Genomic DNA, 15,739 nt, shown 5'->3' on the forward strand with positions numbered 1-15,739 from the left:
CCATCAACGGGCGAACCCTTCGTCGGCTCCCCCAACCACCGACTCGCCAACCAACGGGTTGACCAGCTGTACATACGTAGGACTGTCGCTGTCCCCCAACAGAATTGCGCGTCCGGCGGGCAACCGGCCGAAGCGCTGGCCGCGGATCTTGCCGCTGTCCTGCGGATTACCCGCCAGCATCAGGGTAGTCGCCTGCAGGTCGTTGAAGCGCCGTAACAGCGGACTGGTCATCAGCGCGTGTCCCGACCCCGTTGCGCGGGCGGTGACGATCACCCGCAGCCCCAGATCGGCGGCCTGCGAGAGCTGCGGAATGAGGCTCGCCCACGGCCGCTGCCCGACGTAGGGACCGCTCATCGCCGGCGTATCCGGGATCTGGTCCACGTCGTCGATGATCAGGTAGTGGGTGTGCCCGGTGTAGGTCCACCGCGACAGCTCGGCCGCCGACAGGCCGGCCGGTGGCCGGCGCGACTCGATGATGTTGGACAGGCCGAGCATCGCCGGGATGATCCGGTCGATGTTGGCCGTGTACTCGTTGTCGGCGAACAGCGGCTCCTCGACGAGGTGCAGCCGTCGGTCGAGCACCGTGAAGGCCACGTCGTCCGCCGTCGAGTTCTCCCGGACCGTGCGGATGATGTGGCGCAGCAGCGTGGTCTTCCCAGACTTGCTGTCGCCGAACACCATCAGCAACGGGTTGTCGGTGAAGTCGACGACGACCGGCGCCAGGTCCTCCTCGCGTTGGCCGATGACCACCTGCTCCGGGCCCCGGTACAGCGACCCGAGCGCGTTGGGCGCGAGGTTGGTGGGCAGCAGCCGCACCGCCGGTGCGGCCTCCCCCGGGTAGCGGGCGTTGATCGCCGCCACCTGGTCGAGCTCGGGGGCCGCGAACAGGAAGTGCTCGGCGCCCATCGTCAACCCGCGGCCGGGCTGGTCGTGCGGCACCGACTCGGCCGGGCGGCGCAGCGCCCCGGCGAGCCGGACGTTGCTGTCGCGCGGGTCGTGCAGCTTGAGCTCGAGCCGCAGCCCGAGGCCGTCGCGCATGGCCAGCGGCACCTCCAGCCAGCTCGGCGTCGTGATGATCACGTGGATCCCGTACGCCAAGCCGACGTTGACGAGCTCAGTCACCTTGGCCAGCAACGGGTTGCGGGTGTTGAACTGGTCGGTGTTGTCGCGACTGAACGCATACAGGTTGTCGATGATCAGGAACACCTCGCCGAAGCCGTCGTCGGGAGCGCAACCGTGCTTGTCTCGGAACAGCTCTCGCTTCTGCCGGGACAGCAACAGCTGCTCCAGCTCGCCGAAGGTGCGGCGAATGCGTTCGGGTTCCAGCGCCGAGGCCACGCTGCCGACGTGCGCCAGATTCTCCAGCGTCCGCAGCTGACCGCCCCCGTAGTCGAGGCAGTAGAACGTCACGTCCCGCGGCGAGTGCAGGCTGGCCGCCGACATGATGAAGGTCTGCAGCGCGGTCGATTTGCCGGACTTGGCGCCACCGTGGATCACCATGTTGCCGGCCGCCGACGTGGCGTCGAAGACCAGCGGGTCGCGCCGCATCTCGAACGGCTTGTCGATCTCACCCAGCGGCCAGCGCCACTGCCGCTGCGGCAGGCCGGCTTGCGCGATCACCTCGGTCAGCGGGATCGGCTCGTCCAGCGGCGGCAGCCACAGCTGTGGCGCCCGCGGCCCGTACTGCGCGAGCTGTTCACCGATGGTCGCGATCAGCTTGCGCGGCGGTACGAACGACTCCTCTTCGTCGCCGCCGGAGATCACCGTGCCCTGGTCCGGTTCGACCCATCCGGCCTGAAACAACTTGGGCTCCGGAACCGACTGCACGACAAGTGCTTTGGCCGCCCGCGGCGGGTCGTAGATGCCGTCGACGTAGGTGCTGCGGAACTTGATCGGGGCGGCCCCAGGAGCGGGGACCAAGAAGCCGATGCCCTTGTGTTCCTTGCCGGACTCGACGTGATAGGCATCCTCCACACCGATGATCTGGCGAGAAACGCTGGGACTGGCCACCTTCAACCCGATGCGGTATGAGGTGTTCTTGTCGATGTCCTTGATCTTGCCGACGTCCAGCGTCTGGGATGCGAACAGGATGTGGATGCGGAACGAGCGGCCCTTGCGCGCCACGTAGTCGAAAAGCTCCGCGTACTCGGGGTAGTCGGCCAGCATCAGGGTGAACTCGTCGGCGACCACGAACAGCGTCGGGATCGGCGGCAGGTCATGTCCGGCGGCGATGGCGTTTTCGTACTCGACGACCGAGTTGAACGCGCTGCCCTGGACGCGGCGGCCGGCCTCGCGCAGCAGGGTCTCGCGCCGGGCCACCTCACCGCGCAACGTGTCGGCGAACCGGTCGGCCAGCGACTTCTTCTCGGCCATGTTCGAGATCACCGCGACGACTTGGGGGAAGTTGCGGAAGCTGTCGGCCCCCGCCTCACCCTTGAAGTCCGCGTAGATGACGATCAGCCGGTCGGCCGAGTGAGTTGTCAACAGCGACAACAGGATCGACATCAAGGTCTGCGACTTGCCCGAGCCGGTCATACCGATCATCAAGCCGTGCGGCCCCATTCCGCCCTCGGCCTCGTCCTTGAGGTCGAACATCAGCGGCTCGCCGGTCGTCGTGACGCCGATCGGAACGCGCAACTCGTCGTCGCGGCGGCGCGGCGCCCACAGCGTCGGCACGTCCAGCTGCGACGCGTCCGAAATCCCCAGCATCGTGGTGAAACTGGCGCCCCGGGTGGCCGCCGAGCGCAGCCCGGTGTGCGTCGGGTTGGAGTCCCAGCGCGACAGCTGCCGGGCCAGGTGGCCAGCGTCGTCGGAACCGAATTGGTCAGCGTTGCCGATGTAGTGCTGCCAACCGCCGGTCTGCCAGCGCTCGAGCGAACCGTTCAGGAGACGCAAGACCGGCTTTTCGGGATCCGAATACTGTTCACGGTTCGGCTCGGTGGTGGCGCGGTGAATGACGGTGACCCCGGCCCGGCCCACTGCCAGCGCCGAGGCGTTCACGTCGAAGTCGGGGTCATCGACCACGATCAGCAAGTGCCGCAGCGCATCCGCGGGCTCACCGGTGAACGCGGGCCGATCGGCGATCGCCGAGCCCAGCCGCGCGGCCAGCTCGTCGGCATTACCCGACAGGTAGCGGGCCGGACCGACGCCGTCGACCTCGCCGGGAATGTCGGTGTGCGGCAACCATTTCAGCCAGGACCAGTCGCGGCTTTCCAGGTCCCGGGTCGCCAGCGCCACCCCGAGCACGGTGGGGTCGTGCCAGGTGACGGCCTGAGCGATCCAGGCGCGCAACGCCGCCCGGACCTCGTCGGCCTCACCCAGGACGGTGATCCGCGAGACCTTGGTCAGGTCGATTCCGGTCGGCACGTCGCGGACGGTGCGCTGGGTGTCCAGCAGGCTACGTAATGCGCTGTGCGACACCGGCTCCAGGTCGATCTCGTCAGCGGTGTCCTTGACCCGCAGCGCGGTGTCCAGCGGCACCTGGTCGCGCCCCGCCCGCACCACCAGGAAGTCGGGGTCGTGCGGGTCGCGCTCCCACTGGCGACGCGATCCCGGGATGGTCGCCAGCGCCTTCGGGTCCGGATGGGACCATTGCGCGGCGGCCCGCTGCTGGGCGGCCTGGGTCCGGATGTTGTCCCGGACCACCGACAGGTAACGCAGGTAGTCGGCCCGCTCGGCGTCGACCTCTTCGGTGCGCATCTTGTTGTCGTTGCCGCGATAGAGCGCGGTCGCGGCCAGCAGCAGCACGAACGGGAAGAACAGGGTCTGCGGGGAGATCACCCGCATCCCCGTCGCAACCAACGCGACGATCATGCCGACGATCAAAATGACGATCACATACGGCATCGCGCGCCGCAGGAACGACGGCGGAATCACCCGGGGCAGTTCCGGGGGCGCTTCGATGGCGATGGTGCCCTTGCGCGTGGCCGGGGGCGCCAGCCGTCGGCGGGCTTCAAAGATCAGGCGGCTCATCGAGGTCCTCCTTCGGCCGACACGGGGCGGCCGGGTTTGCTGTCGGGCGGCAATCCGTCGTGTGCGAGCAAAGCATCTGCGCGCGATAACGTCGGGCCGCTTGCGAACAGCGACAGGATCGACCACGGGATGCCTACCGGCGGTGCGCTCAGGCCAAGGGCCTCAACGGCTTTCCCATGTCCGGCGCCGGAACTGTCCGACTCGGTATCGATGCCGTAGCGGACCCCGGTGTCGGAAACCCAGAACAACGAGCCGGCGCCGGGTGAGGTCGGGCCACCGCCCACCGTCTGGGCGAAGTAGCCGGTGCCCGGAGCCAGAGCCACCCGGGCGGCAACCCCGCCGCCCGCTCCGACGAGATCGAGGGTGCGGACCGCATCAGGCACCGGCACCGCCGAACCGGACAACAGGTTCAGTGAGCTGCTGGCGGCTCCGGCCGGCTTGCTCCAATAGGCGCATGCGACGGGGTTTTTGGCCGCGTCGACCAGGCTGACGGGTTGGCCGGGATACCGCGCCGCGTCCAGCAGCCGCGAGACCGGCGCCTTGGCCACCTGGTCGGCACCGACCCGCGGTGGCTGATCCAGGCCGTAGGAATTCGTGTTGCGCAGGATCGCGGCGAGCACCGGCGAAATCGGTTGCAGGCCGTCCGGCAGTACCGCGTAATACCGCACCGCATCGGACGCAGACCTGTCCAATGCGTAGGACACCACCACCGAGCCGATCGGGCCGGGGGCCGGGAAGCTCGGCGCGGCACCGGCATTCGGAATGGCCGGGGCCGTCAGCGCCGGCGATTCCGGAATCGCGTTGAACAGCCCCGCCGCGACGGGCCGCGGCGCGGGAACGTCGACACCGAGTCCCAGCGCGTTGGTCACCGCGTGGTCAGCCAGGTCGATCTGGCTGCGCTTGCCGTCCCACAGCAGCCAGGTGCTGTTGGCGTTGTCGACGAGAATGCCTTGCGCGGCACCGAGTGTTGCGGCCCGGGCGCCATGGGTGTCAGGCGGGCCGGCTATCACGGTGACGCCGGTACTGTGCGCCGCGTGGCTGCCCTGGGCGGCCTCGCTGATCGTGTCGCAGACCGTCCAGTTCGCGTCGTGCGACGTGTTCTGCACCATCCGCTCCGGCGCGCCCGGGATCCCGATCAGGTTGCCACGCGGAAACCGGTCCAGCTCAGCGCTTTTCACCGTGGCGGGGTTGACCGGCTTGCCGACGATCAGCCGCGCCGAAGTCAGGTTGAGCACCGGGTGCAGTTCATCGCCCACCCGCACATACAGCGCCGCGGTCTCCCGATCGGCGAGCACCGCGTTGTTGCCCACCTGCCCGTTGGGCCGGATGAGTGAAAACACGAAGCAGCCCGCCAAACCGGTCACCACGATGAGGACGCCCATCAGGACCGAACGCGACTGGGTGCGCAACGGGTCGACCAGCATTCTGGTGTCGTGCAAGGCAATTCCGGAGGCGATCCGGCGCATCACGAAGCGCCAGCCCGTCACCTGGTGGCGGGTGACGAAGCCGCGCCGATAGACAACCTTGTCGGGATTGTCGTTGACCGGGGTCCGTGAGGAGAAGGAGCGACGTTCGTCCTGCGGTTCCGGGTTGGTCATGCCGGCACCGACAACCCGAGGCCACGCAGCAGCGGCTCAACGGAATTACTGACATCCTGGTCGGTGATGGTCATGAGCTCGTCGTCGCTGAACTCGCCGCTTCCCGCCTGTTCTGAGTGGTCCAACCGGAATTCCCGTTCTTCCTCGGATCTTTCGACAATGTTCCGGACGAACCGACCGTTACCCGCGATGTCGAGGCTGCGCCGTTCGACCCCGTTGGAGTCGGGTGTCGTGGCCGTCGCCAATTTCTCGAACAGGGCATCCATGTGGTCGAGCGCGGATTGCTCGAAGATGCTGTCGCGTTGCTGGGCCATCTGGTTCGCGATCTCGACCAACTCCGACCCGTTGTACGAGGGGAAGGTGATGTTGCGGGTAAAACGCGACCGCAGACCCTCGTTGGTGTCGAGGAACTTGTCCAGGTCGGCGCGGTAGCCGGCGATGATGACGACCAGCCGATCGCGGTCGTTCTCCATCCGCGCCAGCAGGGTGTCGATAGCCACCAGACCGAAGTCGTTCTTGGCGCCCGTGGCCACCAGCGCGTAGGCCTCGTCGAGGAACAGCACCCCGTCCAGCGCGCTGTCGATGATGGCGTTGGTCTTGGCCTCGGTTTCCCCGATGTGCTGGCCGATCAGGTCGGCGCGGTGCACCTCTCGGATGTTCTCCCGCTTCAAAAGGCCTAGGCCGCAATAGATTTTGGCGACGACACGGGCGATGGTGGTCTTACCGGTTCCGGGCGGGCCGGCGAACACCAGGTGGTGGGCGCGCTGGGCCACCGCGAGACCACGTTGCTTGCGCACGATCTCCATGGCCACCGAGCTCTTGAGCCGCGACACCTGGTTCTTGACTTCTTCCAAGCCGATGAACTCGGCCAGCTGGCGTTCGGCCTCGTGCAGCAGCACACCCTTGCGCTCATGGGCTGACGGGTCTACGAAGTCCTCCGCACTCGGCTCGGTTGCGGGATCCCACGGGTCGGTGCGCGCCTCGACGCGGGCGGCACTGGTGGTCACGATCCCGAAACTGGTATCGGTCAGGGCGTGTTCAACCTGCTCGTTCTCCGGGTGCGCCGCGTAGAGATCCTGCAGCACTTCGCTCGCCGACTCCTCGTCGACGTGCGCGCGCAACACGAGCGCTTTGGCCAGCGCGCCGTCGAGCGCGGCCACGGCGACGGGGCCCTCGGGCTCCTCGAGATAGGACAGCGAGGGGGCGAACATGCCCAGCCGCGCGAGCGAGGTGCCCAGCGCAATCTTGGCCGCGTGCGCAAACGACTCGTCGAGTTCGGGGTCGTTGACGATGGGAGTCAGCAGCTTGACGACATCAGACCATCGCTCGGCGCGGTAGTTGATCACGATGGCGACCCAGCGGGCATCGCGCCAATTCGGGCGGCGATTGGTCAGGTCGGTGACTATCTGATCGGCTTCAGCAAACCGTCCCACGGTTGCTAGCGCCGCGGCGAAGGCGAGATGGAATTCGTCGGTGGTGCTGGCGCGGAACTGTAGATAGAGCCCGCTGTCGTAGCGGAAGCCGAGGGCGCCGGGCGCCAGTTCCACCTGCCGTTGCAACCTGCCGGACGTTGCCGCAGTCCGCGAAACCGCCTCAAGCGTGCGCAGCGATACGTCGCCGGCAGCGGCGAGCCCGGTCCACGCGTCGCACTGGTCGTAGGCGATGCGAGTCAGCTCGGTGAAACCCGAACGCGCAGCGTCCAGGTCGGCGGGACGCTTGCGTTCGTAGACCGAGATGCCCAACGCCCGGCAACAGGTGGCGAACCGGCTCACGATGTCGCCGTCGACCTTGCCGTTCAGTCCCGAATTGGCGGGCTGAGCTGCAAGCATGCCCGTATCACCGCGTTCCACGGCTCACCTTTTCCATCTAGGTAGTCTCCCCTAACCTAATTCGCCTGAAGTTAGCATTGCATAAGCTAACTGTCGAGGCGCTCGGCAGCCCTCGGCTGGCGCCTTTGCTGCCCGTTCCGGTTCCGCTCGCACGGTCGTTGTCGCTGATCATTCGCCCCGTTTTCGCCTTTATGTAGAAACGCAAGGACTTTGGCAGCCCACCGCCAGTAGCCGCTAAGCTCGCAACCTTACTGAAAATCATTTTCATTAGCAATCCGGGCGGAGTAACCGAAGCCACCGCGTTGTCGGGAGCGCCAGCGTCCGCCCGGATGAACCACCGCCCGGCGGGCCCCGACATGCCGGCTCGACGATGTTCCTGCGGGCGGCTCCAGCAAAATTCCGACGGCCGCGCCTCGGTCGGCGACGCCATCCGGACCGGCGCAGTCACAGCAGCGACTCCTTAATCGATCGGGGGTGCACTCAAGTGACCGCCTGGGCCGGGGCGGCGCAACGAGCAGGCAAGAACTAGTCGGCTGCCGGACCGGAAAAGTTCCCGCTGGGTGGTCAATGGTCTGGCAGTTCGTGGTCGTCGGGCTCCCAGCTGCCGGGCACCATCGGGAGTTTCGGTCCGCCGCCGAATTCGTCGCCGGTCAGCGTGGCCAATCCCGCCGCCTCGGCGGCGTCCCGGCGGACCGTTCCGGCGAAACCCAGCGAACCCGCGCCCCGGTCGGACGGCCGGGCGGAGCCGACCAACTCGGCCTCGGGGTCCTCGTCCGCCGCCGGGTCGGCATCGACGAATTCGTACCGGTAGCCGCGCTGGCCCTCATTCATCGCGGCCCTCCGACGCCGGCGAGCACGCTGCGCCTCCCGTGCCGCGGCACCCGCCGCGGCTGCGACCGCCGCCGAATCCGGCTCGGGTGCCTTGCGCTGGGCACCGGCGCTCGCCCCGATGTTGTCTCCGATGGTCGGCGGGCCCACGAGGTACGGGAAGGTCGCCGGCGCCACGGTGGGCGGCGGGGTCGGGGCCGCCGGTGCGGGCGCCGCAGTGGACGTGGTGGCGGGCACTGACGACGGGACCGGCGACGACGCCGGTGCCGCGCCCGCGGCGCCGAGCGACGAGGAACTGGTGGCCGCCGTCGCCGGCAAGCCCGGCGTATGCGGAAGCGGCGCGACGGGCGGGACCGTGGGCTGATTGCCGACCAGTGCGGCCAGGCTCACCAATCCTCCAGTTCCCGCCAATCCCGCAGGCAAGGCCACCGCCATCGTCACCAGTTGGGGAACGAAAGACTGAAGTGCCTGGATCGCATGGCCGAACTCGTCCGCGAACACCCCGGCGATGTCCTCCTCGAACTGGAGGAGGACATCCTGCAACGGTTCGTGTCCCAGCAACCCGATATCTCGGAACAGGGTTTGGAATGGTTCGAGGAATCGATTGAACCACCAGCTCAGGTTCCACGGGTCGCCGGCGTCGTTGTCGACGATCGGCAATATCCCCTGGTCGCTGTTGCCGCCGCCCCCGTAGCTGGCCCCGGTCTGCCCGGGGCCGGTTTGGACCGGACCGTCCGTCTTCACGATCTGCGGGGCCGCCGTGGTCTGCGGGGCGGCGGTGACGGCCGCGGTGCTGACCGCTTGATAGGTGGTCATCGTGGTGGCGGCCTGGACCCACATCCGGGAATAGTCGGCCTCATTGACCGCGATCGGAATGGTGTTGATGCCAAAGAAATTGGTGGCCAACAGCGTGCCGTGCACCACATGGTTGGTGGCCAACTCCGGCAGGGTCGGCATGGCGGCCAGCGCCGCCGTGTAGGCGGTAGCAGCGGTTTCTTGCGCAGCGGCCTCGCCCGCGCTGTCGGCGCTGGCCTGCACCAACCAGGCCAGATACGGCACATGGGCGGCCACATATGACTCGGCGCTGGGCCCTTCCCACGCCCCGGCCTGCACCGCGGCCAGAATCTCGCTGAGCTCCTCGGCGGCCGACGCGTAGGTGGTACTCAACGAACTCCACGACGCGGCCGAAGACATCAAGGCGCCCGGCCCCGGACCGCTGCTCAGCAGCGCGGAATGGACCTCCGGGGGAAGTGCCATCCACACCGGCGCGGTCATACGGACTCCTGACGGGGTGAGCACGGCCGCCTGGGCTGGAGACGACGCAACAATGAGCCCGTTAGTAGTCGGACCGCAGCGCGGAAAAGTTCCCGCGCATCACCGACTCATGACGGACTCATGCAGAACCCGCCGGTGACCAGCGGGTGAATTCGCGCCGGCGGTCAGGCCCTGACCGCGCTCACCAGGGTGTTGCGCCCGACCATCGGGCCGGCTTCGGTGTCCGGACCGGGCACCGAACGGCCGACCTCGCGGAGGTACTCGGCCAACGGCGTGCCGACCGCGCTCCAGCCGTGCTTGTTCAGCCAGTCGGTGGCCGGTGCGTGCTGCTCGTTGTAAACCAGCTGGAAGAACACCCGTCCGTCACCACTGGCGTTGGCGGCTCGCTCTTCCTTGAGCGCAGCCTCGTACGCCTCGGCGGTCATCGGCGCGCCGTCCTCAACCGCGACATGGCTGCCCGGACCGGCCAGCGAGTCGATGCCGGTGAACAGCTGCTCCTGGGCGCTGGCCGGCAGGTAGATCAACAGGCCCTCAGCAATCCAGGCCGACGGCTTGTCCGGGTCAAACCCGTTGTCCTGCAAGGCTTGTTGCCAGTCCTCACGCAGATCGATCGCGATCTCGCGACGCTCGGCCTTGGGTTTGGCGCCCTGGCCGGCCAGCACCTCACGCTTGAAGTCGAGCACCTGCGGCTGGTCCAGCTCGAAGATCACCGTCCCGGCGGGCCAGTCCAGCCGATAGGCGCGCGAGTCCAAGCCGGCAGCCAGGATGACCACCTGCCGCACCCCCGCGTCGGCGGCCCGGCGGAAGTACTCGTCGAAGTACTTGGTGCGCGCGCCCTGGAAGTTGACGAAATGCTGGCCGAAGTCAGCGGTCTTCAACTGATGGTCGGGATCCTTGCCATCCAGAACGTCGGCGGCCGGTCCGCCAACGGCGCGGCAGAAGGCCTCCGCGTAAGGGTCGACCGCCAGCGGCTCGGGCTTTTGCGCCTCCAGCGCTCGCGCCGTTGCGACGAACAGCGCGGTCGAACCGACGCTCGTTGTAATGTCCCAGGTATCGCCTTCACTGCGCATGCCACGAGACTACGCCGCCGCGCTGTGGCGCCTTTCCGTTGGGGCGCAACGGTAGTAGTGATAGCGGACGTGGCAAACTGCCCGTCAAGACGACGTTCGGGAGGTGGATCATCGAGCCATCGCTAGCGGGGTTACTTGAGCCCCTCACGGTGCAGACATTTCTCGACGAGGTCTGGGGAGTGACGCAATATCACGTCAAGCGTTGCTCTGAAGGCTACTTCGATGGCCTGCTGGCGGGGGAATCGGCGATCGAAGAACTCCTGGACCGTTATTGCGGCCAGCCATCGGCACTGCGCCTGATACGCAAGAAGGACAAAAGGCGGGGCGACAGCTATCGACTAGCTGACGGCAGCCTCGATGTCGTCCGGGTCCGCAACGACTTTGCCGACGGCTACACGATCATCTTTGAGAGCGTCGAGCGCTATGTGCGCACGATTGGCTTGCTGTCCCAGTCCATCGAGGTCGAGCTGAACTTTCCCGTCCAGGTCAACGCCTACATCACCCCACCCGGATCGCAGGGGCTGGTGCCCCACTACGACGAGCACGACGTTTTGATCGTGCAGATCCTGGGATCCAAGACCTGGCATATCTACAACGGTATCGACGTGCCGCCGCGCGAGATGCGGCCCGACAAGGACCACGCGATCGCCATCGACGACCTCCCGCTGCCCAGCGACTTACGGCTGGAACCCGGCGACGTGCTGTACCTGCCCCGTGGCCGGGTTCATATGGCGGAAACCACTTCAGAACCGTCGATCCACCTGACCGTCGGAATTCACGCGCCGACCCTGCTGATGCTCGCCGTCGGAACGCTGTATACGCAAAGCTTCCAAGACGATCGCTGGAACTCCCAGCTGCCGCCACGACATCTCGATGACGCCGGGGCACAAGCAAATCTGAACGCCCTCGTGAGGGACGCCGTCAAAGCCGTCGAAGACCCGAACGCCATTGCGGGAGGGCTGGACGCGTTGGCGGACGTCTTGGTCCGCCGCGGCCGCTGCCCGCCAATCAGACCGATCTCCAACAGCACGGGAATCGACGGAGAAACCGTCGTGCGAAAATTCCAGCCGCTCTATTCGCGCGTCAAGGCTGTTGACACCGGCGTCGCGCTGCAGTTCGCGACGTTGTCGGTCGGCGCCGGTGCCGACCATGACGCGGCGATGAAGTTCGTCTCGAAAAGCACTGAGCCCTTTCGGGTTAGCGATCTGCCCGGCCTAACCGAGAAGCAGCAGATCGAGCTGGTCCGGTCGCTGATCGTGAGCGGATTCCTGATCCGGCTGCCCGACGAGTAATGGAGCACGCTGACCTCGCGCGCTGGACGCCGGTCCGGCTCGACTTCTCCGGGGCCGTCCCCACGGTCGAGTGGGCCGATCTGTCGGAGGAGCGGTTCGCCGAGCCTTTCTTCGAACAGACCGTCACCCGCTGGGCCGCGGGTCCGCGGGCACGGCCGGTCGTCAGGACCGGGCTCGACGCGCTCCGCGCCCTCGATGGTGAGCCGTCGCTCGAGCCGGCGGGCATGATCTTTCACCTCTCACGTTGCGGATCGACGCTCGTCTCGCGGCTACTCGGCACGCTTCCCGGTGTGGTCGTGGTGGCCGAGCCGGCGCCGCTCAACGCGCTCCTGGGGCTCGGCCCCACTCGGGTCGACGACGCGAGGCTGGCCGGGCTGGTGCGGCTCGTGGTGCGGGCGCTGGGCCGCTGCCGGCACGGCGACGAACGACAGTTGGTGCTCAAGTGCACGAGCTGGAATGTCCGCCGCCGGGCAATCCTGGCCGCCGCCTTTCCCGAGACGCCGTGGGTCTGGGTGCAGCGCGACCCGACGCGCGTCCTGGCCTCGCTGCTCGCCAAACCGCCTGGCTGGCTTCGCCTTCAGACCGCGCCCCAGCAGGCGGCACAACGTTTCGGCCTCGACCCGGCGGCGGTCGGCGCCATGACGCGTCCCGAGTTCGCGGCCCGTGTGCTCGGCTCGATGCTAGAGGGGGCCGCGACGGATCCGGCTGGGCGCCTTTGCGTCGACTACGCCGAGCTGCCGGCGGCGGTGTGGCAGCGGGTGGCACCGCACTTCGGGATTGAGGTCGACGCGGCGGCGATCGATCGCATGGTCGCCGAATCCCGTTTCTACGCAAAGGATCCGACGCCGAGAGCCTTCACCGGCGACAGCCCCGAGCAGCAGGCGGTGTCCGGTGCTGTCCGCCGGGCCGCCCAGCGCTTCGCCGAGCCGGGCTACCGCGCGCTTTCGTCGCACCCGTAGTTCTGCGGTACCTTTGGTTGCAAACGCGGAGGAAACTCACAGCTCACTCAGAAGCTAGCGGTCGTAGGCTGCGCCCACAGCCCTTGTTCACGCTGAGTACCGATTGGGCCGATGCCGCCGGGCAATGGCACGGCTCGGCCTAAGCTACTTCTGACAGAAACTGTTCTGCCTGAACGACTTTGACTGACGCAGTCGACAGCGTTCAACATGGAGGAGAACGCGAGATGACACGGATCCTCAGATGACCGCGCCGGTCTGGATGGCATTTCCACCGGAGGTGCATTCGGCGTTGCTGAGCAGCGGCCCGGGGCCGGGCTCGTTGCTGGCCGCTGCGGCCGCATGGGGTTCCCTCGGTAACGAGTATGCCGCCGTGGCTGACGAACTCGGCGCGACTGTCGGGGCAGTCCAGGCCGGGGTCTGGGAAGGGCCGAGTGCCGAGTCCTATGTGTCCGCTAACGCGCCCTACGTGGCCTGGTTGCGGGAGAACAGCGTGAACAGCACCGAGCTCGCCGCTCGGCATGTGGCCGCGGCGACGGCCTACACCGCGGCGTTGGCCGTCATGCCGACGTTGGGCGAGCTGGCCGCCAACCACGTCACCCACGCGGCGTTACTGGCGACGAATTTCTTTGGCGTGAACACCATCCCGATCGCGGTCTACGAGGCCGACTACGCGCGGATGTGGGTGCAGGCGGCTACCACGATGACCACCTACCAGGCCGTCGCCACGGCCGCAGTGGCCGCGGCGCCGGAAGCCACGCCCGCACCCCAAATAGAAAAGGCCGACGCGACAACCGCTGTGGCCGCCAAGACGACCGGCGCACCACCGCCATTGCCGTCCTGGTTGCAGGAACTCCTCAAGTGGCTGGGCTACACTCCGCCGACGAAAGTGCCGCTCCCAGTGAATCCGGGTCAGTACCCAACGCTCAGCGGCAGCTTTCTGTCAAATATCTTGAACGATCTCAACATCACCGCCGGCGAGTTCACGATCCACCCGGGAGAGACACTGGGACAGGAAGTGGGACAACAGCTTTTCTACTTCTGGTACACGACGACCTACCTGCTCCCGGCCGACCTACAGGCCATCGCGCACGGGAATCTCTCCCAGATATTTTCCCTCAACACCATCGCGGTCTTGTTTTCGTACGTCATCATGCGAATCGGCAACATACTGGCGGTCGTCAACTATCTCGCCCTCGAGCCGCAGTACCTCATACCGTTGCTCCCCGTGTTCGCGCCCCTGTCCACGGTGGGCCTCACGGGGTTCGCGGGGCTGGCAGCCCTTGCCCAGCACGCCGCCGCTCTACCCGCCATCGTTCCGGCGCTGGCGCCGGCCGTGCCGCCGATCGCGCTCGCGCCTGTGTTGAGCGCAGCCCCGAGTCCGGTGTCCATGCCGGCCGCCACACCGGCGACCGTGCCGTCTGCGGTTCCCGCTATCACGGCACCGCCAGCTCCGCCGGCCCCCGCGCCGCCGCCGGCGATTTCACCGGGCGCCGAGGGCTTCGGCTACATGATGGGTAACTTGGCGATGGGGTTGCGGGCCAAGGATCGGGTCAAAACGGATGAGCCGCTTTACCGTAGCGGCAGCAAGGCGCCCGCGCTCCCCGCCCCGGCCGGCACGCGAGAACCCGCACGGGTGCGTCGCCGCCGCACGAAAGTGAAGGAACTAGGCCGCGGCTATGAGTACATGGACCTGGAGCCAGAATTGGTGACGGCTTCGGATCAAGGTGCGGGCGCCCTCGGCTTCCCGGGGACCGCGCACCTCGAACCCGCCGCCACGGCGGCGGGGCTCACCACGATCAACGGTGACGCGTACGGCGGCGGCCCGACCCTCCCGATGATGCCCCACACCTGGGAAGGGCGAGAAGACGCCTAGCGATCGCGATTCGCCCGCAATGCGATTCGGGCTTTCGGGCACCCTCGGCGGGCTGGAGGCCCATGGCGCGGACGCAATCGTCGGACACGCGCGTCGTGTCGAACGGCTCGGTTTCGAGTCCGTGTGGTTCAACGAAGAACACTTCAACCAGCCGAACGGTTCGCGCGTGCGACCCGTGCTGTCACCCATCGTGCTTGCCGCCGCGGTGGCCGCCGCGACAACCACACTGCGCCTGGGGTTTTCGGTACTGCTGGTTCCGTTGCATCACCCGCTGCGGCTTGCCGAGGAGATCGCCACACTTGACGTGCTGTCGGCGGGGCGGGTGAATTTCGGTGTGTCCAGGGCGAACGGCGAGCGCTACCGCATTCCGTTCGGTTACGACGAAGAACGCGACCCCGGGCTGCGGCAATGCCTTGACCAGATCCTCGCGTATTGGTCGGGGTCAGCGATCGAGGTGGGGGGTGTCTCGTACACGATGTCGCCGATCACGGTGCAACAACCGCACCCGCCCATCTACGTTGGCGCATATAGCCGGCAGACCCTGACGTGGGCCGCCGAGCGCGGCTACCCGATCATCGCGCACGGCATTCAGGCGCCAGCGTCGTTGCACCGGAGCCTGGCCACCTTCGCCGAGCGGGGCGGCGACGTTGGCGCGGTACCGGTCGGGCGATTCTGCTACGTCGCTGAATCCGATCGCCAAGCGCGAGAGGATGTTTGGTCTGTCGTGTGCCAGCTGGCAGACCGTCTGCGCAGGATCGGCCTGACCCGCAAAGGCGACCTGATCACTACGGAGGAAGACCTCGAGCCCGAGCGGTTCTACCGCGAGACTGCGATCGTCGGCGGGCCGGACACGGTAGCCTCGCGGATCGCCGAGCTTCGGGATCGCTACGGGCTCGGCCGCATCAACCTGCTTTCCTCGTTCTTCGGCTATCTGCCCGCGCAGTTACTCGACAGCTCACTCGAATTGTTCGCCGGGGAAGTCATGCCGCGATTCGCCCGGCAGGGCTTGGAGGTGTGACACGTGACCGCGACGTTTCGTCACG

The 15,739-nt window shown here is 67.2% G+C and carries 9 protein-coding genes; 4 read left to right on the forward strand and 5 right to left on the reverse strand.

Annotated elements, in window-relative coordinates; all coding sequences use genetic code 11:
• Window positions 1–3: 3 nt before the first annotated feature.
• The 5 genes from eccCa to MRAB57_RS05505 form a co-directional block, all read right to left on the reverse strand.
• Complete coding sequence (gene eccCa / locus MRAB57_RS05485) at window positions 4–3,972, reverse strand: type VII secretion protein EccCa (protein ID WP_077086663.1); 3,969 nt, start codon at window positions 3,970–3,972, stop codon at window positions 4–6.
• Complete coding sequence (gene eccB / locus MRAB57_RS05490) at window positions 3,969–5,570, reverse strand: type VII secretion protein EccB (protein WP_077086664.1); 1,602 nt, start codon at window positions 5,568–5,570, stop codon at window positions 3,969–3,971. The genes eccCa and eccB overlap by 4 nt, the downstream gene beginning before the upstream one ends.
• Entirely contained in the window at window positions 5,567–7,420 is a 1,854-nt protein-coding gene (gene eccA, locus MRAB57_RS05495; RefSeq protein WP_077086665.1) for a type VII secretion AAA-ATPase EccA, read from the reverse strand. The genes eccB and eccA overlap by 4 nt, the downstream gene beginning before the upstream one ends.
• A 543-nt stretch (window positions 7,421–7,963) precedes the next feature.
• Complete coding sequence (locus MRAB57_RS05500; protein WP_077086666.1) at window positions 7,964–9,502, reverse strand: PPE family protein; 1,539 nt, start codon at window positions 9,500–9,502, stop codon at window positions 7,964–7,966.
• 164 nt (window positions 9,503–9,666) lie between these two features.
• Window positions 9,667–10,572, reverse strand: a complete 906-nt coding sequence (locus MRAB57_RS05505) for a class I SAM-dependent methyltransferase (RefSeq protein WP_077086667.1) — start codon at window positions 10,570–10,572, stop codon at window positions 9,667–9,669.
• A gap of 149 nt (window positions 10,573–10,721) precedes the next feature.
• Here MRAB57_RS05505 and MRAB57_RS05510 point away from each other — a divergent pair, with 149 nt between their 5' ends.
• The 4 genes from MRAB57_RS05510 (at window position 10,722) to MRAB57_RS05525 (ending at window position 15,714) form a co-directional block, all read left to right on the forward strand.
• On the forward strand, window positions 10,722–11,864 hold the full coding sequence (locus tag MRAB57_RS05510; RefSeq protein ID WP_245835844.1) for a cupin domain-containing protein: 1,143 nt from the start codon (window positions 10,722–10,724) through the stop codon (window positions 11,862–11,864).
• A complete protein-coding gene (locus tag MRAB57_RS05515; protein ID WP_077086668.1) occupies window positions 11,864–12,823 on the forward strand; it encodes a sulfotransferase family protein in 960 nt (319 codons plus the stop codon). The genes MRAB57_RS05510 and MRAB57_RS05515 overlap by 1 nt, the downstream gene beginning before the upstream one ends.
• 241 nt (window positions 12,824–13,064) lie before the next feature.
• Window positions 13,065–14,696, forward strand: a complete 1,632-nt coding sequence (locus MRAB57_RS05520) for a PPE family protein (protein ID WP_077086669.1) — start codon at window positions 13,065–13,067, stop codon at window positions 14,694–14,696.
• A gap of 19 nt (window positions 14,697–14,715) precedes the next feature.
• Window positions 14,716–15,714 carry an LLM class flavin-dependent oxidoreductase gene (locus MRAB57_RS05525; protein ID WP_077086670.1) on the forward strand — a complete coding sequence of 333 codons (999 nt, stop codon included), beginning with the start codon at window positions 14,716–14,718 and terminating at the stop codon, window positions 15,712–15,714.
• Window positions 15,715–15,739 lie beyond the last annotated feature (25 nt).

Origin of the sequence: Mycobacterium rhizamassiliense, assembly GCF_900157375.1 — a bacterium.
Taxonomy (GTDB): Bacteria; Actinomycetota; Actinomycetes; order Mycobacteriales; family Mycobacteriaceae; genus Mycobacterium; species Mycobacterium rhizamassiliense.

What these genes read in the sequence shown, in the direction of transcription:
- eccCa (WP_077086663.1), bottom strand. Translation starts at nt 3,972, where the DNA reads ATGAGCCGCCTGATCTTTGAAGCCCGCCGACGGCTGGCGCCCCCGGCC.
- eccB (WP_077086664.1), bottom strand. Translation starts at nt 5,570, where the DNA reads ATGACCAACCCGGAACCGCAGGACGAACGTCGCTCCTTCTCCTCACGG.
- MRAB57_RS05500 (WP_077086666.1), bottom strand. Translation starts at nt 9,502, where the DNA reads ATGACCGCGCCGGTGTGGATGGCACTTCCCCCGGAGGTCCATTCCGCG.
- MRAB57_RS05505 (WP_077086667.1), bottom strand. Translation starts at nt 10,572, where the DNA reads ATGCGCAGTGAAGGCGATACCTGGGACATTACAACGAGCGTCGGTTCG.
- MRAB57_RS05515 (WP_077086668.1), top strand. Translation starts at nt 11,864, where the DNA reads ATGGAGCACGCTGACCTCGCGCGCTGGACGCCGGTCCGGCTCGACTTC.
- MRAB57_RS05520 (WP_077086669.1), top strand. Translation starts at nt 13,065, where the DNA reads ATGACCGCGCCGGTCTGGATGGCATTTCCACCGGAGGTGCATTCGGCG.
- MRAB57_RS05525 (WP_077086670.1), top strand. Translation starts at nt 14,716, where the DNA reads ATGCGATTCGGGCTTTCGGGCACCCTCGGCGGGCTGGAGGCCCATGGC.